Origin of the sequence: Duganella sp. Root336D2 (assembly GCF_001425005.1) — a bacterium.
Classification (GTDB): domain Bacteria; phylum Pseudomonadota; class Gammaproteobacteria; order Burkholderiales; family Burkholderiaceae_D; genus Rugamonas.
Genome location: NZ_LMDB01000037.1, coordinates 38110 through 64278 on the forward strand (window position 1 = coordinate 38110; position 26169 = coordinate 64278).

Genomic DNA, 26169 nt, shown 5'->3' on the forward strand with positions numbered 1-26169 from the left:
CATATGCTGCTCGTACAATTCACCAACGAAGGCGGTTCCCGCCGCGTAGCCTCGCTTGACGGCGATACGCTGCGCGTGCTGGACGGCGTCTACACCACCTATGAACTGGCGCAGCGCGCCATCAGCCGCGGCAAGGGCCTGGCCGAAGTGGCGCAAGCTGCCATCGGTACCACGGTCGCCAGCTACGAAGCCGTGGCAAGCGCCGGCCGCATCCTGCCGCCGCTGGACCACGTCGACCCGGCGCACTGCTATGTGACCGGCACCGGCCTGACCCACCTCGGCAGCGCCGATGCGCGCGACGCCATGCACCGCAAGATCGGCGGCGACATGGAAACGCTGAGCGATTCCATGAAGATGTTCCGCCTTGGCGTGGAAGGCGGCAAGCCTGCTGAGGGCCAGCGCGGCGTGCAGCCTGAATGGTTCTACAAGGGCGACGGTTCGATCGTGGCCGCCAGCGGCCAGGCGCTGGCCATGCCGGAGTTCTCGCTCGATGGCGGCGAAGAGCCTGAGATTGCCGGCCTGTATGTGATCGGGGAAGATGGCCAGCCTTATCGCCTCGGCTTCGCTATCGGCAACGAGTTTTCCGATCACGTGACCGAGCGCCAGAACTACCTCTACCTCGCGCATTCCAAGCTGCGCAACTGCGGCCTGGGACCGGCACTGCGCGTGGGCGAGCTGCCGCAGCATATCGACGGCGCCTCGCGCATCGTCGGCAAGGATGGCGCGGTACGCTGGCAGAAGGCCTTTGTCAGCGGCGAACAGAATATGTCGCACACCATCGCCAACCTGGAATACCATCACTTCAAGTACGGGCTGTTCTGCCGCCCTGGCGATGTGCACATCCATTTCTTCGGCACTGCCACCCTGAGCTTCGCAGACGGCATCTCCGTGCAGCCGGGCGAAACCTTTGAAGTCGAAGCCCCATCTTTTGGTCCAGCGCTGCGCAATCCGCTGCGCGTGCAGGAATCCCGTTACAAGAAAGTGAGCCAACTATGACGATTACCGGCCAGGCCATGATTGGCGGCGTTGCCGTGCGCGGGGAGGGCGGCTCGCAGCGCGCCTTCAATCCCGGCACCGAGCAGCAGTTCGGCGAGGAATTCAACGCGGTCAGCGTGGAACAGGTGAACGAAGCCTGCCGCCTGGCCGGCGCTGCCTTCGATACCTTCCGCTCCTCCAGCGATGCCGCGCGTGCGGATCTGCTGGACGCGATTGCACGCAACATCGTCGACCTCGGCACAGAGCTGATCGAGCGCGCCATGGCGGAAACCGGCTTGCCGCAAGCCCGCCTGGAAGGCGAACGTGCCCGCACCTGCAACCAGCTGAAGATGTTTGCCACGCTGCTGCGCGAAGGTTCCTGGTGCGACCCGCGCATCGATGTCGCCCTGCCGACCCGCACTCCGCCGCGCGCGGACCTGCGCTACCGCCTGATCGGCGTCGGTCCGGTCGCAGTGTTCGGCGCCTCCAACTTCCCGCTGGCGTTCTCGGTTGCCGGCGGCGACACCGCTTCCGCGCTGGCCGCGGGCTGCCCGGTCGTGGTCAAGGCGCACTCCGCCCACCCTGGGACTTCGGAGCTGGTGGCGCGTGCCGTGGTTGCGGCAGTTGCCCAATGCGGTTTGCCGGCCGGCGTATTCGCCCTGCTGACCGGCAGCGGCAGCCATATCGGCCAGACGCTGGTGGCCCATCCTGCCATCCAGGCGGTTGGCTTTACCGGCTCCCGTGGCGGCGGCACCGCGCTGATGGCCACCGCCGCGGCGCGCAAGCAGCCAATTCCCGTATATGCGGAAATGAGCAGCATTAACCCGGTGTTCCTGCTGCCGGAAGCACTGGCAGGCCGTCCGGACAGCATTGCCGTCGGCTTCGCAGCCTCGCTGACGCTGGGTGTCGGGCAGTTCTGCACCAATCCCGGCCTGGTGCTGGGCATTGAAGGCCCGGGCCTGGAGCGCTTCTGCTCCAGTGCCGCGCAAGCGTTGGCGGGCGTCGCGCCGGGCACCATGCTGAGCGCCGGTATTGCCGGCGCCTACCAGCGCGGCGTGCAGGCGCTGGCTTCGCACGGCGACGTGGAAACCGTCACCGCTACGTCGCATTCAGGCTGCAAGGGCGGTGCGGCGCTGTTCCGCACCGGTGCGCAGGCTTTCCTGTCGCAGCACGCGCTGTCGGACGAAGTGTTTGGACCGGCTTCGCTGGTGATTGCCTGCCGCGATATCGACGAAATGATCGCCGTGGCGGAGCACCTGGAAGGGCAGTTGACCGCAACCTTGCAGATGGCCGACGGCGATGCAGGGGCGGCGCGCAAGCTGTTGCCTGTGCTGGAGCGCAAGGCTGGGCGCATCCTGGCTAACGGTTACCCAACCGGCGTGGAAGTGACCAGCGCCATGGTGCACGGTGGTCCATTCCCGTCCACTTCGGACGGCCGCAGCACCTCGGTCGGCACGGCGGCGATCTACCGCTTCCTGCGCGCGGTGTGCTACCAGGACTTGCCGGCCGCGCTGCTGCCACCGGTGCTGCAGGATGCAAATCCCGGCAATACCTGGCGTCGCCGCGACGGCGTTCTTGGCCAGCACTAAAGAGGCTTACCGGTTCTAAAAAAGAAAAAAACTGGAGACACTATGACAATCACTGCCAACTACCCGAGCCTGCAAGGCAAACGGGTATTTGTCACCGGCGGCGGCACCGGCATCGGCGCCAGCATCGTTGCAGCCTTTGCGCAGCAGGGCGCCGTGGTGGCGTTCGTGGATATCGCGGCCGACGCCAGCAGCGCCCTGTGCGATGCAGTCGCTGCGGGCGGCGCGCCGCGGCCCCGGTTCCGTGCTTGCGACATCACTGATATCCCGGCATTGCAGCGTACGATGAAGGAGTTTGCCGCTGAGATGGGGGACTTCGACGTCCTGGTCAACAACGCTGCCAACGACCAGCGCCATAGCGTCGAAGACGTGACCCCGGAGTACTGGGACACGCGCATCGCCATCAACCAGCGCCCCCTGTTCTTCACCTGCCAGGCAGTCCTGCCGGGCATGAAGAAAAAGGGCTGCGGCTCCATCATCAACATCAGCTCCATCTCCTGGCACGCCAAAGGTGGCGGCTACCCTGTCTACGCTACCGCCAAAGCCGCATCGCACGGCCTGACGCGCGGCATGGCGCGCGACCTGGGCAAGCACAACGTGCGCGTCAACACCGTTACGCCGGGCTGGGTCATGACCCAGCGCCAGGTCGACCTGTGGGTCGATAAGGCGGCGGAGGAAGAAATCGCCCGCAACCAGTGCCTGCCGGGCAAGCTGCTGCCGGAGCATATCGCTGCCATGTGCCTGTTCCTGGGCGCGGACGACAGCGCCATGTGCACCGCGCAGGATTTTATCGTCGACGCAGGCTGGGTCTGAGCACGCACCGCACCGAACCGCGGCTTACCGCCCCAGGCAAGCAGAAAATCATGATGCAGCCACGCGGCCGCTTCGTTGCGGTATTCAAACAATAATCAAGGAGATGCTATGAAGAAGACGATGATCGCGTTGGCCATGCTCGCCGCAGGCCTTGCGCAAGCTGCCACCACGGTAAAGATCGATACCGCCAAACCCGGTCCGGTAATCAACAAGGACGTCTATGGCCAGTTTGCCGAGCACCTTGGGTCCGGCATCTACGGCGGCATGTGGGTAGGCCCGAAATCAAAGATTCCCAATACGCGCGGCTGGCGCAATGACGTGATCGGCGCGCTGAAGAACCTGCACGTGCCGCTGGTGCGCTGGCCGGGCGGCTGCTTCGCCGACGAATACCATTGGCGCGAAGGCATCGGCCCGCGCAACAAGCGCCCGGTCAAGATCAACACCATGTGGGGCGGGGTGGACGAGGACAATGCCGTCGGCACCCATGAATTCTTTGACCTGGTCGAACAAATCGGCGCGGACGCCTACGTGAACGGCAACCTGGGCACCGGCTCACCGCAGGAAATGGCGGAATGGCTGGAGTACATGACGTCGGATAACAAGTCGACCCTGCCGGAGCTGCGCCGCAAGAACGGCCGCGACAAGCCGTTCAAAGTCGCCTATTTCGCCGTCGGTAACGAGGCCTGGGGCTGCGGCGGCAATATGAAGCCGGAATACTACGCAAACCTGTACCGCCAGAGCGCCACCTTCCTCAAGACCCCGCCGGCGGGCCGTCCGAAGTTCGTCGCCAGCGGCGGCAATGACAGCGACACCAGCTGGACCGATGAGTTGAGCAAGTCGGCCAAGAATATGACGGACGGCATCAGCTTCCACTACTACACCATCCCGACCGGAAAATGGGAAGTGAAAGGGGCGGCGACTGGCTTCCCTGCCAACGAATGGTTCTCGACCCTGCAGGCGACCATGCGCATGGAAGACCATATCCGCAGCAACGTGGCGGTCCTCGACAAGAACGATCCCGAGAAAAAGCTTGGTTTCTACGTCGATGAATGGGGCACCTGGTATGACGTCGAGAAGGGCACCAATGCTGGCTTCCTGTACCAGCAGAACACCCTGCGCGACGCAGTGGTTGCGGCGTTGAACTTCAATATCTTCCACGATCACGCCGACCGCGTTCGCATGACCAATATCGCGCAGATGGTCAATGTGCTACAGGCCATGGTGTTGACCGACAACGAGAAGATGCTGCTGACCCCAACCTACCACGCCTACGAGATGTATGTGCCGTTCCAGGGAGCGACCACCTTGCCGCTGTCCCTGGAAGGCAACCGCAAGTATGCCTCCGGCGACAAGAGCATCCCGCAGGTGAGTGCTTCGGCGGCACGCGGCAAGGACGGCAAGGTCTATGTGGCGCTGGTAAATACCCACCCAAGCGTTGCGGAAGAAGTCAGCATCGCCGGCGTGGGCGAGGGCAAGGCCAGCGCTCGCGTGCTGACCGCCAATGAAATGGACGCGCATAATACTTTCGCCAAGCCGGATGCTGTAAAGCCGGCACCGATCGCCGTGCAGGCCAGCGGCGGCAAGCTGACCGTGAAGATGCCTGCCAAGTCTGTCGTAGTGGTGGCAATCGGGGGCTGAGATGGAGAACATCTCCGTGCAGCGCCGCATGCTGCTGCGTACGGCGGCAGCGGGCGCGGTGATGGCAACGGTCGGCGGCTGTGGCGGTGGCGGTGGCGGTGGATCGTCGTCGGCGACTGCCCCTGCCGCTGCGCCGCCAGTCACGCCGCCGGTGGTGCAGCCAAGCACCACGGTCGCGTTCACCGGCGTCTCGGTGCACGACCCATCGGTCATCAAGGCGGCCGAAACCTATTATGTGTTCGGTTCCCACCTGGCGGCGGCCAGGAGCACCGACTGGATGAACTGGACCAGGATTGCGGATGGCGTGAATGCCGGCAATCCGCTGTTCAACAATGTGACGGCCGCCTTGTCCGAGGCATTGGCTTGGGCGCAGGCGGACACGTTGTGGGCACCCGATGTGGCCAGGCTGGATGACGGTAAGTTCTACATGTACTACTGCGCCTGCAAAGGCGACTCGCCGCGTTCCGCCCTCGGCCTGGCGGTGGCGGACAAGGTAGATGGACCTTACGTCAACAAGCAGCTCTTGCTGAAATCTGGCATGTGGGGCGAGGCCAGCCCGGATGGCACCGTCTACGATGCGACGAAGCACCCGAACGTGGTAGACCCGAACGTCTTCCGCGATAACGGTGGCAAGTTGTGGATGGTGTACGGCTCCTACTCTGGCGGCATCTTCATCATGGAGATGAACCCGGCGACTGGCCTGCAGAAGCCGGCCCAGGGCTATGGCAGGCACCTGATGGGCGGCAACCATGCGCGCATCGAGGGCGCTTACATCCTGTACAGCCCTGACAGCAAGTACTACTACCTGTTCGTATCATTCGGCGGGCTGGATGCCAACGGCGGCTACAACATCCGCGTCTCCCGTTCCCTGAACCCGGACGGGCCCTACGTGGATGGCGCAGGAACCGACATGGCGACCGTCAAAGCCAATCCGGCGTTGCCGTTGTTCGATGATGCCAGTATCGCACCGCATGGCCAGAAACTGATGGGCAACCACCAGTACGTATTGGCAAGCGGCGAGACCGGTACTGCCCTGGGCTACGTGTCGCCTGGCCATAACTCGGCCTATTACGATGTAGCCGCGGGCAAGTACTTCCTGGTCTTCCATGCCCGTTTCCCGGGGCAGGGCGAGGCGCACGAGGTGCGCGTGCACGAAATGTTCATCAACGTCGATGGCTGGCCGGTCGTCGCCCCGTTCCGGTACGTACCGCTGTCGAAAAACGCAATTACGCTGTCGGCGGACGTCAGCGCGGCTGATGCTGCCGGTATCTACAAGGTGATCAACCACGGCAAAGACATTTCGGCGGTCATCAAGCAATCGCAGGTCGTGACCCTGGCGGCTGGGGGGGCTGTGAGCGGTGCAATCGCCGGCAACTGGAGCCACTTGGGCGGTAACAAGGTCAGCATCGTGTCGACCGACGGCACGGCCTACAATGGCGTTTTGTCGCGCCAGTGGAACACCAATGGCAATGCCTTCGAAGTGACCTTCACCGTGCAGTCGAAGGCTGGCGTTTCGCTTTGGGGCGCGAGGATGGGGAACTGATTATGAACAAATGGATTCTTTGCGCTGGCCTGCTGCTGGCGCAGATGGTGCAAGCGAGCCAGGTGAGCGTGCATGACCCGGTGATGGCGAAGCAGGGCGATACCTATTACCTGTATTCGACCGGGCCGGGCATCACCTTTTACAGTTCGAAAGACATGTTGAACTGGAGGCCGGAAGGCCGCATCTTCACTGGTCATCCGGCAGCCGCAACCAAGGCGGCGCCGGGCTTTGACGACCATGTGTGGGCGCCGGATATCCAGCATCACAACGGCAAATACCTGCTGTACTATTCCGTCTCCGCATTCGGCAAGAACACTTCGGCAATCGGCGTAACGGTCAACAGGACGCTGGACCCGCGCTCTCCCGACTACAAATGGGAAGACAAGGGTATTGTCGTGCAGTCGGTGCCGGGGCGCGACCTCTGGAATGCGATCGATTCCAATGTGGTGGAGGACGAGAAGGGAACGGGCTGGATGGCGTTCGGTTCTTTCTGGGGTGGAATCAAACTGGTCAAATTGAACGAGGCCTGGACGCGCCCGGCCGAACCGCAAGTCTGGAGCACCATCGCCGCCCGCGAGCGCCCGGCCTTCGTGAAGGATGACAGCGGAGGCCCGGCGGAGATCGAAGCCCCCTTCATCTTCCGCAAGAATGGCTGGTACTACCTGTTTGCCTCGTGGGGACTATGCTGCCAGAAGGCGAAGAGTACATACCACGTCGTCGTTGGCCGTTCGCGCTCGGTCACCGGGCCATATCTCGACAAAGACGGGAAGGATATGGCGCTCGGTGGCGGCTCGCTGGTCGTGCAGGGCAACGCAAAGTGGAAGGCGCTCGGCCACAACAGTGCATATACTTTCGACGGCAAGGACGTGATGGTGCTGCATGCTTACGAAACGGCCGATAAATACCTTCAGAAGCTGAAGGTCATGGACATGCGCTGGGATAGCGCCGGCTGGCCCATGGTCGACACTTCGGACCTCGATAGCTACCAAAGCGTGCAGAAATGATCTTGCCTTCGCTCGCCTGCGCATTGCGACGGAGCGGCCTGGTGGCGCTGTTGGCTGCCGGCATACCGCTCGCCGTGGGTGCTGCCGAACTGTTCCCGCTACAGGATGTTCGGCTCCTTCCCAGTCCTTTCCTGCAAGCCCAGGAAACCAACCGCCGCTACCTGCTGGCGCTCGATGCAGACCGGTTGCTGGCGCCATTCCGGCGCGAGGCCGGACTGCCGCTGTCCAAGCCTTCGTACGGCAACTGGGAATCCAGCGGCCTCGATGGCCATATGGGAGGCCATTACCTCTCAGCTTTGTCATTGATGTGGGCTGCGACCGGCGACGGCACCGTATGCGAGCGCCTCGACTACTTCGTGCAGGAACTGAAGAAGGCGCAGGCGCCGGACGGCTACCTCGGTGGCATTCCCTCGGGTCGCGAGGCATGGAACGACGTCGCCAAGGGCAAGCTCCATGCCGACAATTTCTCGGTCAACGGCAAATGGGTCCCCTGGTATAACCTGCACAAGATCGCCGCCGGCCTGCGCGATGCCTGGCACTACGCGGGCAATGAAGACGCGCGACAGATGCTGGTGAAGTTTGCCGACTGGACGGTCGCCATGACCGGCGCCCTGAGCGACGAGCAGATGCAGGCCATGCTGCGCGCAGAGCATGGGGGGATGAACGAAGTGCTGGCCGACGTCTACCAACTGACGGGCGACCAGCGCTATCTCGCGGCTGCAAAGCGCTTTTCGCACCAGGCTGTCCTGCAGCCGCTTGCAGCGGGGCGCGACGAGCTGACCGGCATGCACGCCAATACCCAGATACCGAAGGTGATCGGCTTCGAACGCATCGCCGAACTGACCGGGGAACAGCAATGGCACAAGGCCGCCAGCTTCTTCTGGCGCACCGTGCATGACCACCGCACTGTCGCCATTGGCGGCAACAGCGTCAAGGAGCACTTCCACGACGACAAGGACTTTTCCTCGATGAGCGGCGAGGTGGAAGGGCCGGAAACCTGCAACACCTACAATATGCTCAAGCTCACGGAGCTGCTGTACCAGCGCGATCCGAGCGCGGCATACGGCGACTACTACGAGCGTGCGCTGTACAACCATATCCTGTCCTCGCAGCGCCCGGAAAGCGGCGGTTTCGTCTACTTCACACCGATGCGGCCCAACCACTACCGCGTCTATTCTGAAGTGGACAAGGGCATGTGGTGCTGCGTTGGCTCCGGCATCGAGAGCCACGCAAAATACGGTGAGTTCATCTACGCCCGCGATGGCGATGCGCTGCTGGTCAACCTGTTCATTCCCTCGCGCCTCGAGTGGCGCCAGAAGGGCGTTGTCCTGACCCAGTCCAGCCGCTTCCCCGACCAGGAAAACACCCGGCTGAGCGTCGACGGCGGCGGCAAGTTCACCCTGAAAGTTCGCTACCCGGGCTGGGTCGCTAAAGGGGCACTGACGCTGCGTTTGAACGGCAAGCCTGTGCCGGTGCACGCTGCACCTGGCGGCTACGTCGAGCTGACGCGCGACTGGCGCAAGGGCGACAAGGTCGACGTGCACCTGCCGATGCGCACCACGCTGGAGCAAATGCCCGACAAGTCGAACTATTACGCCGTGCTGCACGGCCCTATCGTGCTGGCCGCCAAGACTTCGCCGTTCCCCGGCGAGCGCCTTAACTTCATGGCGGACGGCTCGCGCATGGGCCATATCGCGCAAGGCCAGGTTTGCCCGCAGGAAGCGGCGCCGGTATTCGTCAGCGACAGCAAAGACTTCCTCAGCAAGTTCAAACCGGTACCGGGGCAGCCGCTGACGTTCACGGCGCCGGGACTGGTGCAAGGGAACGGTGCGAACCAGGTGCAGTTCATGCCTTTCTTCCGCTTGCACGATTCTCGTTACATGATCTACTGGCAGCAAACAACACCTGCCGGCTTGGCCGGCATGCGTTCGAAGGCTGCCGCTGCCGAAGCCGAGCGGCTGGCGCTCGATGTGCGCACCGTCGACCAGGTGGCGCCCGGCGAGCAGCAACCCGAATCGGATCATTTCTTCAAGGGGGAGGGCGCCGACGCCGGCCTGAATGGTACGCGGCACTGGCGCCACGCCAGCGGGTGGTTCAGCTACGAGCTGAAAGACCGCGATGGCTCCGCCCGGGTGCTGCGCCTGACCTTCGCTTCGGGCGATGCAGGCCGCAAGTTCGACGTACTGCTGAATGGCCGCCTGCTGCACGCGGTCACCATCGAGCGCAAGGGCGACGCTTTCTACGACCTGGACCTTCCGCTTCCGCATGGCGTGGCCGGCGAGGGCACGCTGGAAGTGAAGTTCGTCGCGCACCCGGGATCGCTGGCCGGAGGTTTGTATGGCCTGCGCCTGTTGCGATAACAAAATCGATATGGATCCTGCGAAAAAATGAATTAGATCGGCATGACGGATTCTCCTAATATTGACTTACTATAATTCAGGAGACCGGCATGACTCTCACCCGCAGGACTATTCTCGGCGGCGCGTTCGCCTTTGCCTTTGCTGCCTCGGGCAGCGTGTTCGCGGCCAAGCCGCTGGTGATGGGCTTTTCCCAGGTGGGCGCGGAAAGTGAATGGCGCTCCGCCAACACCGCCTCCATCAAAGACGCCGCCAGGCAGGCCGGTGTCACCCTCAAATTCGCCGACGCGCAGCAGAAGCAGGAAAACCAGGTCAAGGCAATCCGTTCCTTTATCGCCCAGCGCGTCGACGTGATCGCGTTTTCGCCGGTGGTGGAAACCGGCTGGGAAACCGTGCTGCGTGAAGCCAAGGCGGCCAGGATCCCGGTCATCCTGACTGACCGCGCCGTGAAAGTGGCGGATAAGTCGCTGTATGTGACCCTGATCGGGTCCGATTTCGTGGAAGAGGGCCGCCGCGCCGGGCGCTGGCTGGCCGAATACGCGGCCAAGGCGAACAAGCCTGTTCTGAACGTGGTTGAACTGCAGGGTACCGTAGGTTCGGCGCCTGCGCTGGACCGCAAGGCCGGTTTCGAAGAAGCCATCAAGGGCAACGCCAAACTGAAGGTGATCCGCACCCAGACCGGCGAATTCACCCGTGCCAAAGGGAAGGAAGTGATGGAAGCCTTCCTGAAAGCCCACGGCAAGGATATCAATGTGCTGTATGCGCACAACGACGACATGGCGATCGGCGCCATCCAGGCCATTGAGGAAGCTGGCCTGAAGCCAGGCAAGGACATCATCATCGTTTCCATCGACGGTGTGAAGGGCGCATTCCAGGCCATGATCGCCGGCAAGCTGAACGTGTCTGTCGAATGCAGCCCGCTGCTTGGTCCGCAACTGATGAAGGCAGCGCAGGACGTCGTTGCCGGCAAGCCTGTGGCGCCACGCATCGTGACCGAGGAGCGCGTGTTCCCGGCGGAAGTGGCGGCTAAAGAACTCCCTAACCGGAAATACTGATGGCTAACGCGGCGGCGGCGCCGGTGCTGGAGCTGTCCGGCATCCATAAGGCGTTCCCGGGCGTGAAGGCGCTGAGCGAGGCGGGGCTGCGGCTCTATCCTGGCGAGGTCCATACGCTGATGGGGCAGAATGGGGCGGGCAAGTCGACCCTGATCAAGGTGCTGACCGGCGTGCATGCGCCGGACCAGGGTCGCATCGCGCTGGAAGGCCGGGCGATACATCCGCGTTCGACGCTGGAGGCGCAGGAGCTCGGCATTTCCACCGTCTACCAGGAAGTGAACCTGTGCCCGAATCTGTCGGTGGCCGAGAATATCTTCATCGGCCGCTATCCGCGCAGATGGGGCATGGTCGATTGGGCCGCAATGCGGACGCGCGCGGCGGCCCTGCTGCGCGATCTGGAAATCGATATCGACGTGAGTGCGCCGTTATCGCATTACCCGCTGGCGATCCAGCAAATGGTGGCAATCTCGCGGGCCCTGAACATTTCTTCGCGTGTGCTGGTGCTGGACGAGCCCACCTCGAGCCTCGACGAGGCGGAGGTGCAGTTGCTGTTCCGCGTACTGCGCCGCTTGCGCGAGCAGGGCATGGCGATCCTGTTCGTGACACACTTCCTTGACCAGACCTACGCAATCTCGGACCGTATCACGGTGATGCGCAACGGCGAGAGGGAAGGGGAATATGCCGCGGCCGACCTTTCGCGCCTGGCATTGGTGAACAAGATGATTGGCAAGGCGGCGGATGCCGCCGACGCGGCCGAGGGCAGCGATACCGCGGTGCAGCGCAATGATGGAGCGCATGGCGCCGCAGCGTCGCGGGTGGTGCTCGAAACACGCGGCCTGGGCCGCAAGGGCGTGCTGCAGCCGATGGATTTGCAGGTGCGCGAGGGCGAAGTACTCGGGCTGGCCGGCCTGCTCGGCGCCGGCCGCACCGAGCTGGCGCGCCTGCTGTTCGGTGCAGACCGTGCGGACAAGGGCGATATCGCGATAGGCGACAAGGCGTACGGAACATTCGCCAATCCGCGCCAGGCGATTGCTGCGGGCATTGGCTTCTGCTCGGAAGACCGCAAGCTGGAAGGTGCCGTCCTGTCGCTCTCCGTGCGCGAAAACCTGGTGCTGGCATTGCAGGCGCGCCAGGGCATGCTGCGCGCCATCCCGCTGCACCGCCAGCGCGAACTGGCGGAAGAATATGTCAAGGCGCTCGGCATCCGTACTGCCAGCATCGAGACGCCGATCGGCACGCTTTCCGGCGGCAACCAGCAGAAGGTATTGCTGGCGCGCTGGCTGGCTACCGATCCGCGCCTGATGATCCTGGACGAACCAACGCGCGGCATCGACGTGCGCGCCAAGCAGGAAATCATGGATTACGTTACTACCTTGTGCAAGCGCGGCATGTCGCTGCTGTTTATCTCGTCCGAACTGCCGGAAGTACTGCGTGTCAGCGACCGCATGATCGTCATGCGCGACCGTGCCAGCTGCGGCGAATACCGGCGCGGCGAGCTGGATGAAACGACCGTCCTGCACGCCATCGCAGGGGAGGCAGCATGACGCACAATGTCGCCAACCTGGCCGCGCCTCCAGCGCCCGCCGCAACGAACGTGGCTTCGGGCCTGGGCGCGCGCTTGCTCGCCCACCCGCTGGCGCGCCCGCTCGGCGCGCTGATTGTTCTGCTGCTGGTTAACTTGTTCGCCGTGCCCGGCTTCTTTCAGCTGGAGGTGAAAAACGGCCACCTGTACGGTGCCATGGTCGACATCCTGAACCGCGCCGCACCTTTGATGCTGGCTGCCACCGGCATGACAATCGTCATCGCCATGCGCGGCATCGATATCTCAATCGGCGCTGTGGTGGCGCTGGCAGCAGCCGTCGCCTGCACCATGGCCGCCGCCGAACAGCCGTTGTGGCTGGCCTTCGCCGCCGCACTGGGCGCCGCCCTGCTGTGCGGCATCTGGAACGGCGTGCTGGTTGCCAGCCTTGGCCTGCAACCGATTGTTGCCACCCTGGTGCTGATGGTGGCTGGGCGCGGCCTGGCGCAACTGGTCACCGATGGCCAGATCATCACCGTCTACCGCGATGACTTCTTCGTGCTGGGCAGCGGCTACCTGCTTGGCCTGCCGGTCGCGCTGTACGTGGCGCTGGCGGTGGTGGCAGCCATCGCGCTGGCCATGCGCAGGACCGCCCTCGGCCTGTTCACGCAAGCGGTGGGCGTCAATCCGGTGGCAGCCCGCCTGGCCGGCATTCGCGCCGGCGCCCTGATCTTCGCCAGCTATGCCTTCTGCGCCGTATGCGCCGGCCTGGCAGGCCTGATCATCAGTTCCAACATCAAGAGCGCCGACGCCAATAATGCCGGCCTGCTACTGGAACTGGATGCCATCCTCGCCGTTACGCTGGGCGGCACCTCGCTGGCCGGCGGTAAATTCCACCTGGCCGGCAGCGTGATCGGCGCCCTGATCATCCAGACCCTCACCTATACCGTCTATTCCCTCGGTGTGCCGCCGGAAGTCAACCTCGTCGTCAAGTCGCTGGTGGTGTTCGCGGTCTGCCTGTCGCAAAGGAGCAAGGCATGACCCGCGCCCCGTACTTCACTTCCCTCGTTACGGTCGGCCTGCTGGCGGCCCTGCTGCTGGCGGGCGGCATTGCCTATCCAGGCTTCCTGTCGCTGCAGGTGATGCTCAACCTCCTGATCGACAACGCCTTCCTGCTGGTGATCGCCATCGGCATGAGCTTCGTCATCCTCTCCGGCGGCATCGACTTGTCGGTCGGCTCCGTGCTGGCGCTCAGCACCATGGTCGCTGCCTGGCTGCTGCATGCCGCGCACTGGCCGCCCGCGGCCGTGATGGCAGCGGTGCTCCTGATGGGCGTCGTGTTCGGCGCCGGCATGGGGGCCTTGATCCACTTCTTCCGCCTGCAACCCTTCATCGTCACGCTGGGGGGAATGTTCCTGGCGCGCGGCCTGTGCTACCTGATCAGCGTGAATTCGATCCCGATCGAAGATCCGGCATTTGTGGCGATCTCGCAGGCGCAGGTCGGCATCTTCGATGGCTTTGTCTCGCCCGGGGTGGTGATTGCGCTGGCACTGCTGGCAGTTGCGATGGTCGTGGCGCACCTGACACCATTCGGCCGCGCCGTCTATGCAGTGGGAGGCAACGAACAATCTGCGCACATGATGGGGCTCCCGGTGGGCGCCACCAAGGTTGCCGTGTACGCCATCAGCGGCGGCTGCGCCGCGCTGGCCGGGCTGCTGTTTGCGTTTTACATGCTGTCCGGCTATGGGCAGCATGCCCAGGGTACCGAGCTTGATGCGATCGCCGCGGTGGTGATCGGCGGGACGCTGCTGACGGGCGGCTACGGCTATGTGGCCGGCGCCTTGACCGGCGTTCTGGTGCTGGGCGCCATCCAGACCCTGATCGTGTTCGATGGCACGCTCAGTTCATGGTGGACCAAGATCGCCATCGGCATGCTGCTGTTCGCGTTCTGCGCGCTGCAAAGGCTGCTGGCCTGGAAACAGAAAAAATAAAAGGAGACTACATGTTCATGAAATCAGCCCTCGCTTCAGCACTTGCGACGCTGTGTACGCTGGCGCAAGCGGCCAATCCGCTTGTGACGAATATCTTCACCGCCGATCCGGCGGCGCTGGTCGACGGCAATCGCGTCTATCTGTATGTCGGCCATGACGAAGCTGCCCCGGAAGGCAAGGACTACCTGATGCGCGAATGGCGCGTACTGTCGTCATGCGACATGAAGAACTGGACCGATATGGGTTCGCCACTGAACGTGAAGACTTTCAAGTGGGCCAAGGCCGACGCCTGGGCTGCCGACATCACCAAGCGCAATGGCAAGTACTACTTCTACGCCCCGGTCGAGCACGATGCGAGCAAGCCGGGCAAAGCGATCGGCGTTGCCGTATCGGACAAGCCGGCCGGACCCTTCGTCGATGCACGCGGCAGTGCCCTGGTCACCAACGACATGACGAAGGAAAGCGATATTCCCTGGGACGACATCGACCCTGCGGTCTTCGTCGACAAGGATGGCCAGGCCTACCTGTACTGGGGCAACCGCGTGCTGAAATACGCCAGGCTGAAGCCGAACATGATTGAACTCGATGGCCCGATCCACACCGTGGGCATCGACAACTTCACCGAAGCGGCCTACCTGCACCGCCACGGCAAGACCTACTACCTGACCTACTCGCGCAACTTCCCAGAGGAGACAGCGTACGCCACCGGTCCAAGCGCCACCGGTCCCTGGACGTTCCGCGGCAAGATCATGGACATGAACAAGGTCGTGAAAACCATTCACCAGGCGGTGATCGATTTCAACGGCAAGTCCTACATTTTCTACCATAACGACAAGCTGCCAACCGGCGGTGAATTCCGCCGCTCGGTGGCGGTGGAAGAACTGCATTACAAGCCCGATGGCAGCATCGCCTTCATCCCGCAAACGGCCGAAGGTCCAGCCGCCAACCCAGCGCCGGGCTGCAAATGAAGCGCGACTTATTGGTCGATAACGGCGGTGGTATCATGCCCCGCATGACTACCCCGAATCCGAACTGGTTCCTGAAGGCGAGGTTAAAAACTCGTCAACTGTTGCTGATGATCGCGCTGGATGAACACCGCAACATCCACCGCGCAGCGGAGGAACTGCACATGACGCAGCCCGCCGCCTCCAAGCAGCTCAAGGACCTGGAGGACATGCTGGACGTGAAGCTGTTCGAGCGCCTGCCGCGCGGTATGGAGCCGACGCTGTACGGGGAGACCATGATCCGCCATGCCCGCATGGCGCTCACCAGCCTGGCCCTGGCGCATGACGACATCGTAACGCTGAAAGCCGGCCTGTCCGGCCAGGTGGAGGTGGGCGTGATCATGACTCCTGCCATGAACCTGCTGCCTAACGCCATCACCCGCGTCAAAAAGGAAGCGCCGCTGCTGCGCATCGGGGTGCAGGTGGAAGCCAGTAATGTGCTGATGGAGCTGCTGCAGCGCGGCACGCTGGACTTCATGATCGGCCGTATCCTGGAAAAGGAAAGCACGGCAGGCCTGGTGTATGAGGAGCTGACCGAAGAACCTGCATGCGCCGTGGTGCGCACAGGGCATCCGCTGCTGGCTCGCGAGAAGCTGCAGTTGAAGGATATTGCCAACCGCCCGTGGATCCTGCCGCCGCAGGGCAGTATCCTGCGCCACCGCTGCGACATGATGTTCCGCCGCGCCGGACTGGAGCCGCCGGTCGACGTGGTCGACACTACCTCCCAGCTGCTGATCACGGCGCTGCTGCAAAAGACCGACGCTCTGCATGTGATGCCGGTGGAAGTGGCGCGTTACTACGCCGACCTGAATGTGCTGTCCATCCTGCCGCTGGAACTGCCGTTCCGCATGGATGCTTTCGGCATCATCACCAAGGCCGACCACCTGATGTCGCCGGGCGCCAACCTGCTGTTGCAGGCTGTGCGCAGCGCGGCGAAAGAACTGTACTGAGTTAGCCGAAGGCGTTGGCCGGCAGGCCGGGTACGTCGATGCGGGCGCTGAAAAGGGCGCCCGCCAGCGGTTCCTGCGCCAACTGCTCCGTCGACAGGCCTTCGCGTGCGGTGGTGATGTACAGGGTGCGCAGGTCTTCACCGCCGAAAGCCAGCGAAGCAGGATGCGATGTCGGCAGCGGCACTTCGGCCAGCAGTTCGCCATCCGGGCAGAAACGGCATACGCGCTTGCCACCCCAGGTCGAGACCCAGATGCAGCCTTCGCTGTCGACCTGCATGCCGTCCGGCGAGCCGCCGTCGGTATAGCGGCGCCAGACTTCGCGCGTGCCAAGGCTGCCATCGGCGGCCAGCGGGTAGCGGTAAGTCACGTCGAGGAAGCTGTCCGAGTGATACAGCGCGCTGCCATCCGGTGCGAAGGTCGGGCCATTGCAGATGTGGTAGCCCTCGTCGGCCACGTGCAGGCTCTGGTCCTGGTTGAGGCGGAACAGCTTGCCCACTTTTTGCCTGTAGTCGGTATTGTGCATGGAGCCAAACCACAGGCGGCCGCTCGGGTCGACCTTGGCGTCGTTCAGGCGCTGGCCGGCGGCGCCATCGACCACGTGCGCCACTGCCTCGATGCGCAGCTCCGGTTCCAGCCAGAGGCGCACTACGCCGTCGCGCAGGCCCGCCATGAAACCATCGCCATCGCGGCGCGGCACCAGCCAGCAGATATAGTCCGGCAGCAGCCAGCTGCGATGCTCGTGTTTCGCCGCATCCCACGCATGCAGGATGCAACGCTTAAGGTCAACGAACAGCAGGCGGTCTTGCGCCGGCAGGTAGAGCGGGCCTTCGCCCAGCTCAGCGGCGAGGGGCAGGACGCATTGGGCGGTATAGGATTTCATCCTTGTATTCTATGCGGCGAAGGCGGGAACGCGCGATTCCTTTTTTCAGCCCAGCTATAACTAATTTGGCATGGGGTGACGATTGGAGAGAATCAAACGCGTTTTCGCGACCTACAATGAAGCACCCAACCAAAGTGTTTAGCCCGCCACTGGCGGGCTCTTTTTTTGTGGCGTGGCAGTAGCGGCAAGCACTGTCATTGTCAACAGTCCAATCGACGCCAGCACCAGCCAAGGCAAAGCGGGCGTGTGCACGGCGCGGCTCCAGTCCAGCAGCCAGCCGCCAGCCGTGTACCCGAACAGTCCACCGACGGCCAGGCCGAAGCGGCTCAGGCCCATGTAGCTGGCGCGGGCGGAGGGCAGGGCGTAGCGCGATACCAGCGACTCGCGTGCCGGTTCCGCCACCAGCGAGCCGGTATAGAACACGGCGATGCATACGAACATTGGTGCCAGTGAACGCGCTGCCGACATGGCCAGCACCGCGCAGCACATGATGCCGATACCGGCCAACAAGCGGGCCTCCAGCGACAGGTATCGCTCGCCGAAGCGTGCCATCGGATACAGGAGCGTCAGCGCCAGCACGGCATCCATTGCATACATCCAGGCCACGGTGCGTGGCGTGCCGGAAAGCCCGGTCAAGGTGACCGGCACCAGCATCATGAGCTGCACGGTCATGATGTAATAGCCGCTCAGTGTCAGCACCAGCGTCATGTAGGGTTTGTCGCGCAACGGAATGCGCATTGCCTTCGCGACTGAAGTGCCGGGCGTGGCGACACGGTAGGCCGGCAGCAGCCAGGCGTTGGCGAGTGCCGCCAGCACGAACACGGTGCAACCGGCCATACCGACCCAGTGGAAGTCGACGCCCAGCAGCAGGGTGCCGAGCAGCGCGCCCGCCACGGCGGAAACGCTTTCCTGCATCATCAGCTGCGAATAGAAGCGGGGACGTTCGGCAGGACGTGTCAGCTTCACTGCCAGCGCGCTTCGCGCCGGTTCGAACAGGCTGCCGCCCAGGCCCGACGCCACGCACGACAGCAGCAGCCATGCAGGGCTGCTTGCAAAGCCCATCAAGGCAAAGCCGCCTGCACGCAGCAACATGCCCGCGACAATCAGCGGCTTGGTGCCGTAACGGTCCGATAGCGAGCCGCCGAACAGCGCCAGGCCTTGCTGCGCCACCTGGCGCGCGCCAAGCGCCACGCCGACCGACGCGGCAGACCACTGCAATTGCCCGACGAAATGCAGGCCAATGATGGGGAATACCAGATAGAAGCCGCCCACGACCAGCACGTGGTCCACCATCAGAAACCGCTTGCCCAGCCACCTGGCCTGTTGTGCACCCGTCATTGCCTTCTCCTGGTTCGATGCAGGCATCTTAGGCGCGTGTCAGGCATAATTGAAGCCGTTATCTTGACATATTTCATATTGGATTTTCTTATGTCTCTTGGTTTCGACGACCTGGCACTGCTGGTGGAAATCGTGGAATGCGGGAGTTTCAGCCAGGCTGCTGCACGGCGCCGCTGGTCGCAACCGCAAGTGAGCCAGCGCGTGGCTGCGCTGGAGGAACAGTTGTCGGTGCAGTTATTCACGCGCCACCGGCGCGGCGCCTCACCCACGCCAGCCTGCCTGACTTTCCTCCCTGCGGCGCAGCAAGCGCTGACCGCGCTGGAAGCGGGGCGCCAGGCGGTGCAGGGCGCGCCGGCGCTGCCGCAGGTGACGCTGGCCAGCGTGCCCTCGATGGCAGCGCTGCTGTTCGGTCCTATCTTGCTCAAATTGGCCGATGCGCCACTGGAAATCCGCTGCAGCACGGACCATTCGCCCGTCATTATGGAAAAGCTGCTGACCGGGACTGTGCAACTGGGACTGGTCCTGAAATGTCCGGCGATCGCCGGCATTCACCTGGAGCGGCTGCAGGTTTCACCCATCGTCGCCGTGGTACGCCGCGGCCACCCGCTGACGCGGCGAGGACGCCTGCAACTGGCCGACGTCGCCAATGCGCGCCTGGCGCCGCAGTACTGGGGGGCGGGATGCGATGAGTTGATCAGGATGATCCGCGTCCACCGCTGCAGCGACAGTCCGATTCACGCGATCCAGCCCTCCAGCGCATCGATCCTGCTGGCGCAGGAGCATGGCTTTTTGACTTTCATGCCTGAGATGGCGGCTGCGCGCCAGCTCAAGCTGGGCAACCTGGTGAAACTGGAGATTGAGGATCTGCCGCGCTGGGAATGGGAGGCGATGGTGGCCTGGCGCAGCGGAAAGCGGCCCGATGCCGCCAAGCTGCGCGTGCTGCAGGCAGTGCGTGAATTAGTGCTCTGAGCTAGTGGGCGGAAGCGCTGCAGTTGCGGCGCTGCTCTGGGTAGGCCAGCACGCGCAGGATCACGCTGCGCGGCACCTGCATGCTTTGCATATAAATCCAGGCATTGGCCGCGCCCATCTGCGCATGCAGCTCGATGCCCTTGTCGACCTGGACCGCCATTTGCTGGTCATAGCGTGTATCGCTCATGATGCTCGCTCCTGCCGGATTGTTATTGGGTCATTATCGAACAACGGGATCAGGCGAGCAAGCGCTGGTTTTCCAGGAAGCCAAGCAGTACCTGGTTGACGTCGGCCGCGTGGGTGATCGGCGCCATATGGCCGCCGGCAGTCAGCGTGAACTGCCCTTGCGGCAGGGCGGCAGCCAAGGTTTCGGCTACGCGGCGGGTGGATACCGGGCCTTTGGCGCCGGCCATCACCAGCGCCGGCAGGTCCAGTTGCACCATGTCGGCCACGCGCGCCGGTTCGCCCAGCAGGGCAACGAAATCCAGCTTGACCTTGGCGATACCGTTGGTGAAGCGGTGGCGCTGCACTTCCGGCAGGGAGTCGAAGGCGCCGGCGCGGTTCCAGTAATCGATGAAGGCGCGGGTCGCGTCTTCCGCGGTCGTTGCAGCGTTGATCTTGGCTACCACGGCCTCGATTTCCTGGCGGCCCGCATCGCTGGCCGGCAGCAGGTGGAAGGCGACCGGTTCGAACATGGACAATGACAGTACCCGTTCACGCATCTGGCGCGCCAGGCGCAAGGCGGTGGCGCCGCCGTAGGAGTGGCCGATCAGATGGAATTGCTCGCCGGCATCAAGGTGCGAGGCAAGGGCAGCGGCCACGGCGTCGGCTTCGTGCGCCAGGGTATAGCCGGCGGCAGCCGCTTCGGTCGGGAAGGCGGATTTGCCATAGCCCAACAGATCGATTGCGATGAAACGGTAGTTGGCTTCTTGCTCGGCCATCAGGGTGGTCCACTGGCTGCGCGAGCTAAGCGAACTGTGCAGCAGTACAACGGCGGGGCGGGTGTCTGGCGTAGTGTGCATCTTCTTCTCTGAAACCGATATCCAAAAGGCAAGCCCGCTATTATACCGCGCCGCAGCATTCGCCCTTCCGCTTCAACCGTTCGATGTCGAAATTCCTTACAGAAATCTACAAATTCCTCAACGCATGGGCGCGTTCCCCTTGACACATAAGCGTGGCACAGAACCTGCTTAGTTACTGTTAGTGACGATGGAGGCTAAAAGTGATCATGGAACGCTCTGCCTTGCCCGCGCTTCTGCTGACGCTATTGCTCGGGTTGCTTATGCAAGGGATGCTCGCGGGGGTGCATTTTTCCAGCGTGCGTTCCGAATGGGTGTACCGCACCCTTTATTTGGTGGCGTTGCTGCTGAACTTGCTGGCGGTGCGTCGCCTGAATCCTGCCACCGTGTCGGCGGCAGTACTGCCGCTGGCACCTATTGTGATGGCGGTAGCTATCACTTACTTTTCTGTCAGCGACCCGGATGCTCCGGCGCAGGTTACCCTGCTGCTGCTGCCGATCGTGCATGGTGCAGCGGCAGCCTGCATGCTCTTGCTTCCGCTGGAAGACGGGGACGGCCCGGCTTAGGCCCGAAGCTAGCGTGCGCTGGCGACTTTGTCGCGCAGCTCGAGGGCCTGGCGCGCCATGCGCAAGGTTTGCACATCGATTTTTGGCGATACATGGACCGGCGGCTTATTGACGAACTGGCTGCGCGCCTGTTCGGATGCCGGCAGCACGAAGTGCTCCTTTTCCATGACCGGCCGTGCACCGTTCGGCAGGTTCTCACAAGGACGGTCGGTCAGCATGACCACGCCTTGGCTGTCGACGCAGCGGAAAAAATTCTCCTCGGCGGTTGCCGGCAGCGCCATCGCGCACAAGGCGCAAGAGATCAGTAAGTGCCGCATGGCCCACCTCCTTTCGCTTGGTGGAGCCAGTATGCCGCGGACCCTGCTTATGGTCTGTGCGGCGCCTCACCGTGGGCGCACAGCACCGCTGCCCACGCAGGTATCGCCGCGCGCCAGAAAGCATCGATACTGTCGGCCCTGACCTCGAGCCCAAGGAACTGCGCGGCTGGCAGCAACGCGCTGCCGAGCAGGCTTGCGGCAGGGGCGCCACTGTCGAACGCCTGCGCACCGGTCTGCTTGGATAGTTTCTCGCCGTCGGCATTAACCACAAGTGGCAAATGAAGGTAGCGTGGCTGCGGCAAGCCAAGCAATTGTTGCAGGAAAATCTGGCGCGGAGTCGAGTCGAGCAGGTCGGCGCCGCGCACGATGTCGGTGATGCCCTGCGCGCCATCGTCCACCACGACGGCAAGCTGGTAGGCCCAGAAACCGTCGGCGCGGCGCACCACGAAGTCGCCCACGTCGGCCGTGATGTCCTGGCTGATGTCACCGGCGAAGCGGTCGTGGAAGTGGACCACGCAATGCGGTTCCTGCGGCGTGCGCAGGCGCAGTGCGCGTGCAGTGCGGCCGGGCGCCAGGCCGTTGCGGCAGGTGCCGGGATAGACCAGGCTGGGGTTGCCGGCCTGGCCCTGCCGAAGCTGGGAATCCGCAATCTCCTTGCGCGAGCAGCCGCAGGGATAGATGTTGTTGCCAAGCTGGCGCAGCGCCGCTTCGTACAGGTCTTCGCGTTTGGTTTGCCAGGTCACTTCGCCGTCCCACTGCATGCCGCAGCGCTGCAGCGACCCGAGGATGTGCTGGTCGGCGCCTTCCACGTTGCGGTCGCGGTCGACATCCTCCACGCGCACCAGCCATTGGCCGCCATGGGCCTTGGCGTCGAGATAGCTGGCCATGGCTGCCACCAGGGATCCAAGGTGCAGTGGTCCGGTCGGAGAGGGCGCAAAGCGGCCGATGTAAGGCGTGTGTTTCATACGGGGCGTAGCATACCATTCCGTATGCTGCGCTGCAGCTTGGCGCGCGCGGCAAATCCGATAGAATGCCCGCGCGGCCATCAGCCGTGCCCAATGGACAATCCAAAAGACAAAGACATGACTAAATCCATCACCTTCGTAGCGTCCACCTTGGCGGCCAGCATTGCGCTGGCGCTGTCCCCGGCTCATGCCGCAGGCGTCAAAGGCGGCAAGGCAATGCAGCCGACCGTGCAGGAAGCACCGCTGCGCGCTCACCTGGCGTTCCTGTCCAGCGACCTGCTGGAAGGCCGCGGCACCGGCCAGCGTGGCGGCGACCTGACCGTCTCCTACCTGGAAAACCAGGCACTGGCCGTGGGACTGAAACCGGTCGACGGGGTCACCTACCGCCAACTGGTGAAGATCGCCGGCGTCAAGACCGATGCAGCAGCGTCCAACCTGCGCCTGGAAGCGAATGGCGTCGCGCTGCCGGCGAGCTTTGGCAAGGATTGGGTGTATGCGCCGGGTGATGCGCAGTCCGCGCACAGCTTCAACGCCGACCTGGTATTCGTCGGCTACGGCATCACGGCATCGGAAGAGGGCTGGGACGACTACAAGGGCCAGGACGTGAAAGGCAAGGTCATTGTGATGATGGTCAATGACCCGATGCCGACGGCCGAAGCGCCAAACCGTTTTGGGGGCAAGGCGCTGACCTATTACGGCCGCTGGACTTACAAATTTGAGGAAGCCAAGCGCAAAGGTGCGATCGGCGCGCTGCTGATCCACACTGATGCTTCGGCTTCGTATGGCTACAGCGTGGTGAAAAACAGCTGGGATGGCGTAGAACGCTTCCAGCTCGCACAAGGCACGCCGGGCACTGAGCTGCAAGGCTGGCTGACCAACGATACTGCCGTGGCGTTGTTCAAGGCGGCAGGCCAGGACCTGGACCAGTTGCGCGCAGCCGCCGAACGCAAGGACTTCCAGCCGGTGGCGTTGAAGGCCAAGCTGGTGGGCGACATGAAGGCGGAAGTGCGCAACGTCGAACAGTTCAACGTGGCTGGCGTGGTGCCGGGCACAGATCCGAAGCTGAAAGATGAAGTGGTGATCTACTCTGCGCACTGGGACCACCTGGGCAAGCAGGGCACCGGGGGCGACACCATCTACAACGGCGCGGTCGACAATGCATCGGGCAGCGCAGCCCTGCTGGCCATGGCGCAGGAAGCAGTCAAGGCGCCGGCCAAGCGCAGCCAGATGTTCCTGTGGGTAGCTGCGGAAGAACAAGGCCTGCTCGGTAGCGCGGCCTATGCCGAAGCGCCACTGTGGCCGCTGGCTAAAACCGCAGCGAACCTGAACCTGGATTCGTTGAACTGGATCGGCACCACGCACGATATCGGCACGGCCGGCAGCGAGCGTACCGACTTGGGCAAGATGGCTGAAGCCGCGGCCAAAGGCATGAAAATGGTGATCGCGAAACAGAAGCCGGACCTGGCGGGCGGTTACTTCCGTTCCGACCACTTCAGCTTTGCCAAGGCAGGTGTGCCGGCGTTTTCGATCACTTCGGGTAGCGACTACCTTGGTGACAAGGAGAAGGCCGAAAAGATGCGCGCGGCCTATCGCAAGAGCTATCACCAGGTCAGCGACGAATACGATCCTAACTGGTCGATGGCAGGCATGACGCAGATGGCGCAATTCACCCTTAACCTGGGCCGAATCGTGGCCGATGCGCCGAAGATGCCGGAGTGGAAAGCCGGAGATGCTTTTGGCAAGGCTCGCACCAAATAGGGAGTATCAACGTCAGGGAAGAGGGGGGACGCCCCTTCCCCAATTCGGAGGAGATTCACATGGGAATCCTGACCTTCAGCCTCAACGTCACTTTGGACGGCTGCGTCGACCATCAGGAGGGAATCGCTGACGGCGAGACGCACGCCTTCTTCACGCGCCTCATGGACGAGAATGGGGTGATGCTATGGGGGCGTACTAGCTACGAGATGATGGAGGGCTACTGGCCGGCGGTCGCGCGTGGCGATGTAACGGCTCTGCCGGCTGTGCGTGAATGGGCGGCCAAGCTGGAGATCAAGCCGAAGTACGTCGTGTCTTCAACGCGAATGGACTTCCCCTGGACTAACAGCCACCACATCGGCGGCGACTTGCGCTTGGGCGTGCAAAAACTCAAGGATGCGACCCCGGCTGGCGTTCTCCTTGGCAGTGGGAAGCTCGCGACCGAATTGGACCGGCTGGATCTCATCGATGAGTACCTGTTCCTCATTCACCCCAGGATTGCCGGTCACGGTCCGACCCTGTACCAGAGCGGGCTGTCCAGCACGCGACGGCTTGCATTGCTCTCGGCGAAACCGCTCAACAACGGTGCAGTAGCCATGCATTACCGTCGCGAGCGCGGCTAAAAACCGGATTCAGCGCGAGCGAGTACTCGACAAGGCGGAAGCCGAACTTTCTGTGATGCCGCACAAATTTGCGGTCCGCCTTCTCTGCTCAGAGGTCGGTACCCGCGCTGCCACTTACAACGAAACGCGTAACAAATACTACGGCACTCTGGCGCCGGAGAAGTCGTCCGCAAAAGGAACTCGGACGGTCTGAATTAGACCGAAGTAGACGCGGCAGGTTTTTGACACTCCTACAAGTTGGCTGACAGCCGCCGCGTCGCAGCATTGCGGCGCTCTTCGTTCTTCAGGGTTTCGCGCATGGTCTGCTGCACGAAATCCAGATGCTGGTGGGCAGCGCGTGCCGCTACATCCATCCTGCGTTCCCGTACCGCGTCCCAGATCGCGCGGTGTTGCGTTTGAAGCTGCGCCCAGAGTTCCGGCCGGGCAGTCAGGTATTCCAGGTTGCTCTGCACATGGCCTTCCATTACCTTGTGCAGGCTGGAGCTCAGATGCCCGATCAGCACATTGTGCGAAGCTTCCGCAATCGCCTGGTGGAATTCCACGTCGGTCTTGATGCACTGGTCCAGGTCCTGCGCAGCAAACGCACGCTCCAGTGCTTCATGGCAGGTGCGGATGCGCTCGAAATCTTCTTTCGTCCCGCGTTCCGCCGCCAGTTGCGCTGCCTGCCCCTCCAGCATGTGGCGGAATTCCAGCATGTCGCCGTGGATATCCGGATGGTCGTTCAGCATCTGCTGCCACGGGTCGGTGAATGCCGCCTGCATCGAATCGGTCACGAAAGTGCCGCCGCCGTGGCGCGTGATCAGCAGGCCTTTGGCTACCAGCGATTGCAAGGCACCGCGCAGGGAGGGGCGCGATACGCCCAGCTCCACCGCCAGCTCACGCTCGGAAGGCAAACGGTCGCCGGGTTTGAGCGAACCTTCGAGGATCCGGGTTTCCAGCTCGGTGGCGACGACATCTGACAAGCGTTGGGCGGATTGCATGGCGGCTGTTGGATGAGTGGTAAGACCGCCGGATGCTACCACAATTGACCTTTTGCGGCGCCGTGGTCTATATTGCAACGCATGATTGGTTTCCTGATAGTGCTGGCTGCAATGACAGCGACGCCGGACGGCATTGGCTATAGCTCCGCCCCGGCAGCGCTGGAGGCGTTGAAAGCGCGCGGCGGTGTCACGATCTCCGAGGGCGGCGGCTGGACTACCGTGGACGACAAGGTAAATGGCACCCTGTGGTCATTCACGCTGCCGGGCCATCCGGCGCATCCGGCGGCGGTGCGGCGCACAGTAGTCATGGAAAATGGCTAGC

Annotated in this window: 25 protein-coding genes; 18 read left to right on the top strand and 7 right to left on the bottom strand. The window is 63.2% G+C overall.

Annotated features, from left to right (window positions below; all coding sequences use genetic code 11):
* The first annotated feature begins 3 nt into the window (after positions 1 to 3).
* The 13 genes from araD1 (at position 4) to ASD07_RS24615 (ending at position 16435) form a co-directional block, all read left to right on the top strand.
* On the top strand, positions 4 to 996 hold the full coding sequence (gene araD1 / locus ASD07_RS24555; RefSeq protein WP_055936547.1) for an AraD1 family protein: 993 nt from the start codon (positions 4 to 6) through the stop codon (positions 994 to 996).
* The gene (locus tag ASD07_RS24560) at positions 993 to 2564 is read left to right on the top strand and encodes an aldehyde dehydrogenase (NADP(+)) (protein WP_055936550.1); all 1572 of its coding nucleotides are present in this window, start codon (positions 993 to 995) and stop codon (positions 2562 to 2564) included. The genes araD1 and ASD07_RS24560 overlap by 4 nt, the downstream gene beginning before the upstream one ends.
* Before the next feature lie 42 nt (positions 2565 to 2606).
* The gene (locus tag ASD07_RS24565; protein ID WP_055936553.1) at positions 2607 to 3374 is read left to right on the top strand and encodes an SDR family NAD(P)-dependent oxidoreductase; all 768 of its coding nucleotides are present in this window, start codon (positions 2607 to 2609) and stop codon (positions 3372 to 3374) included.
* Positions 3375 to 3482: 108 nt separating this feature from the next.
* Positions 3483 to 5012 carry an alpha-N-arabinofuranosidase gene (locus tag ASD07_RS24570; RefSeq protein ID WP_055936556.1) on the top strand — a complete coding sequence of 510 codons (1530 nt, stop codon included), beginning with the start codon at positions 3483 to 3485 and terminating at the stop codon, positions 5010 to 5012.
* A gap of 1 nt (position 5013) precedes the next feature.
* Positions 5014 to 6555, top strand: a complete 1542-nt coding sequence (locus tag ASD07_RS24575; protein WP_082507553.1) for a glycoside hydrolase family 43 protein — start codon at positions 5014 to 5016, stop codon at positions 6553 to 6555.
* Positions 6556 to 6557: 2 nt separating this feature from the next.
* Entirely contained in the window at positions 6558 to 7559 is a 1002-nt protein-coding gene (locus ASD07_RS24580) for an arabinan endo-1,5-alpha-L-arabinosidase (protein WP_055936559.1), read from the top strand.
* On the top strand, positions 7556 to 9919 hold the full coding sequence (locus ASD07_RS24585) for a glycoside hydrolase family 127 protein (RefSeq protein ID WP_055936562.1): 2364 nt from the start codon (positions 7556 to 7558) through the stop codon (positions 9917 to 9919). The genes ASD07_RS24580 and ASD07_RS24585 overlap by 4 nt, the downstream gene beginning before the upstream one ends.
* Positions 9920 to 10008: 89 nt before the next feature.
* Entirely contained in the window at positions 10009 to 10971 is a 963-nt protein-coding gene (locus ASD07_RS24590) for an ABC transporter substrate-binding protein (RefSeq protein ID WP_055936565.1), read from the top strand.
* Positions 10971 to 12515: a sugar ABC transporter ATP-binding protein gene (locus ASD07_RS24595; RefSeq protein ID WP_055936569.1), complete on the top strand. Its 1545-nt coding sequence runs from the start codon at positions 10971 to 10973 to the stop codon at positions 12513 to 12515. The genes ASD07_RS24590 and ASD07_RS24595 overlap by 1 nt, the downstream gene beginning before the upstream one ends.
* A complete protein-coding gene (locus ASD07_RS24600; protein WP_055936572.1) occupies positions 12512 to 13531 on the top strand; it encodes an ABC transporter permease in 1020 nt (339 codons plus the stop codon). Before ASD07_RS24595 ends, ASD07_RS24600 begins: the two co-directional genes overlap by 4 nt.
* Positions 13528 to 14481 (top strand): galactofuranose ABC transporter, permease protein YjfF, encoded by a 954-nt coding sequence (gene yjfF / locus ASD07_RS24605; RefSeq protein ID WP_055936575.1) that lies wholly within the window; start codon positions 13528 to 13530, stop codon positions 14479 to 14481. The genes ASD07_RS24600 and yjfF overlap by 4 nt, the downstream gene beginning before the upstream one ends.
* Positions 14482 to 14492: 11 nt before the next feature.
* Complete coding sequence (locus tag ASD07_RS24610) at positions 14493 to 15449, top strand: glycoside hydrolase family 43 protein (protein WP_055936578.1); 957 nt, start codon at positions 14493 to 14495, stop codon at positions 15447 to 15449.
* Between the two features lie 44 nt (positions 15450 to 15493).
* Complete coding sequence (locus ASD07_RS24615; protein ID WP_055937505.1) at positions 15494 to 16435, top strand: LysR family transcriptional regulator; 942 nt, start codon at positions 15494 to 15496, stop codon at positions 16433 to 16435.
* Between the two features lies 1 nt (position 16436).
* Here ASD07_RS24615 and ASD07_RS24620 read toward each other — a convergent pair whose 3' ends face one another.
* The gene (locus ASD07_RS24620) at positions 16437 to 17315 is read right to left on the bottom strand and encodes an SMP-30/gluconolactonase/LRE family protein (RefSeq protein ID WP_055936581.1); all 879 of its coding nucleotides are present in this window, start codon (positions 17313 to 17315) and stop codon (positions 16437 to 16439) included.
* A 138-nt stretch (positions 17316 to 17453) separates the two neighbouring features.
* Positions 17454 to 18653: a multidrug efflux MFS transporter MdtH gene (gene mdtH, locus ASD07_RS24625; protein ID WP_055936584.1), complete on the bottom strand. Its 1200-nt coding sequence runs from the start codon at positions 18651 to 18653 to the stop codon at positions 17454 to 17456.
* 90 nt (positions 18654 to 18743) lie between these two features.
* Here mdtH and ASD07_RS24630 point away from each other — a divergent pair, with 90 nt between their 5' ends.
* Positions 18744 to 19622 carry a LysR family transcriptional regulator gene (locus ASD07_RS24630; RefSeq protein ID WP_055936587.1) on the top strand — a complete coding sequence of 293 codons (879 nt, stop codon included), beginning with the start codon at positions 18744 to 18746 and terminating at the stop codon, positions 19620 to 19622.
* Position 19623: 1 nt separating this feature from the next.
* Here the strand turns inward: ASD07_RS24630 and ASD07_RS24635 are convergent, their stop codons facing one another.
* Positions 19624 to 19809 carry a hypothetical protein gene (locus ASD07_RS24635; RefSeq protein WP_055936590.1) on the bottom strand — a complete coding sequence of 62 codons (186 nt, stop codon included), beginning with the start codon at positions 19807 to 19809 and terminating at the stop codon, positions 19624 to 19626.
* Positions 19810 to 19858: 49 nt separating this feature from the next.
* The gene (locus tag ASD07_RS24640; RefSeq protein WP_055936593.1) at positions 19859 to 20644 is read right to left on the bottom strand and encodes an alpha/beta fold hydrolase; all 786 of its coding nucleotides are present in this window, start codon (positions 20642 to 20644) and stop codon (positions 19859 to 19861) included.
* Between the two features lie 206 nt (positions 20645 to 20850).
* Between ASD07_RS24640 and ASD07_RS24645 the strand changes: the two genes are divergently transcribed.
* Complete coding sequence (locus ASD07_RS24645; protein WP_156398174.1) at positions 20851 to 21207, top strand: hypothetical protein; 357 nt, start codon at positions 20851 to 20853, stop codon at positions 21205 to 21207.
* 8 nt (positions 21208 to 21215) lie between these two features.
* On the opposite strand, the gene ASD07_RS24650 is transcribed toward ASD07_RS24645, so the two are convergent.
* Together ASD07_RS24650 and gluQRS are read right to left on the bottom strand one after the other, a co-directional pair.
* The gene (locus tag ASD07_RS24650; protein WP_156398175.1) at positions 21216 to 21524 is read right to left on the bottom strand and encodes a DUF4124 domain-containing protein; all 309 of its coding nucleotides are present in this window, start codon (positions 21522 to 21524) and stop codon (positions 21216 to 21218) included.
* 47 nt (positions 21525 to 21571) lie between these two features.
* A complete protein-coding gene (gene gluQRS / locus ASD07_RS24655; RefSeq protein ID WP_055936600.1) occupies positions 21572 to 22489 on the bottom strand; it encodes a tRNA glutamyl-Q(34) synthetase GluQRS in 918 nt (305 codons plus the stop codon).
* Between the two features lie 117 nt (positions 22490 to 22606).
* Here gluQRS and ASD07_RS24660 point away from each other — a divergent pair, with 117 nt between their 5' ends.
* Both ASD07_RS24660 and ASD07_RS24665 read left to right on the top strand, forming a co-directional pair.
* Positions 22607 to 24247: a M28 family peptidase gene (locus ASD07_RS24660; RefSeq protein WP_055937507.1), complete on the top strand. Its 1641-nt coding sequence runs from the start codon at positions 22607 to 22609 to the stop codon at positions 24245 to 24247.
* Between the two features lie 59 nt (positions 24248 to 24306).
* Positions 24307 to 24867, top strand: a complete 561-nt coding sequence (locus ASD07_RS24665; RefSeq protein WP_055936603.1) for a dihydrofolate reductase family protein — start codon at positions 24307 to 24309, stop codon at positions 24865 to 24867.
* A gap of 230 nt (positions 24868 to 25097) precedes the next feature.
* Here the strand turns inward: ASD07_RS24665 and ASD07_RS24670 are convergent, their stop codons facing one another.
* Positions 25098 to 25847 (bottom strand): FCD domain-containing protein, encoded by a 750-nt coding sequence (locus ASD07_RS24670; protein WP_055936605.1) that lies wholly within the window; start codon positions 25845 to 25847, stop codon positions 25098 to 25100.
* 81 nt (positions 25848 to 25928) lie between these two features.
* Between ASD07_RS24670 and ASD07_RS24675 the strand changes: the two genes are divergently transcribed.
* Positions 25929 to 26168 carry a hypothetical protein gene (locus ASD07_RS24675; RefSeq protein ID WP_055936608.1) on the top strand — a complete coding sequence of 80 codons (240 nt, stop codon included), beginning with the start codon at positions 25929 to 25931 and terminating at the stop codon, positions 26166 to 26168.
* Position 26169: the final 1 nt, after the last annotated feature.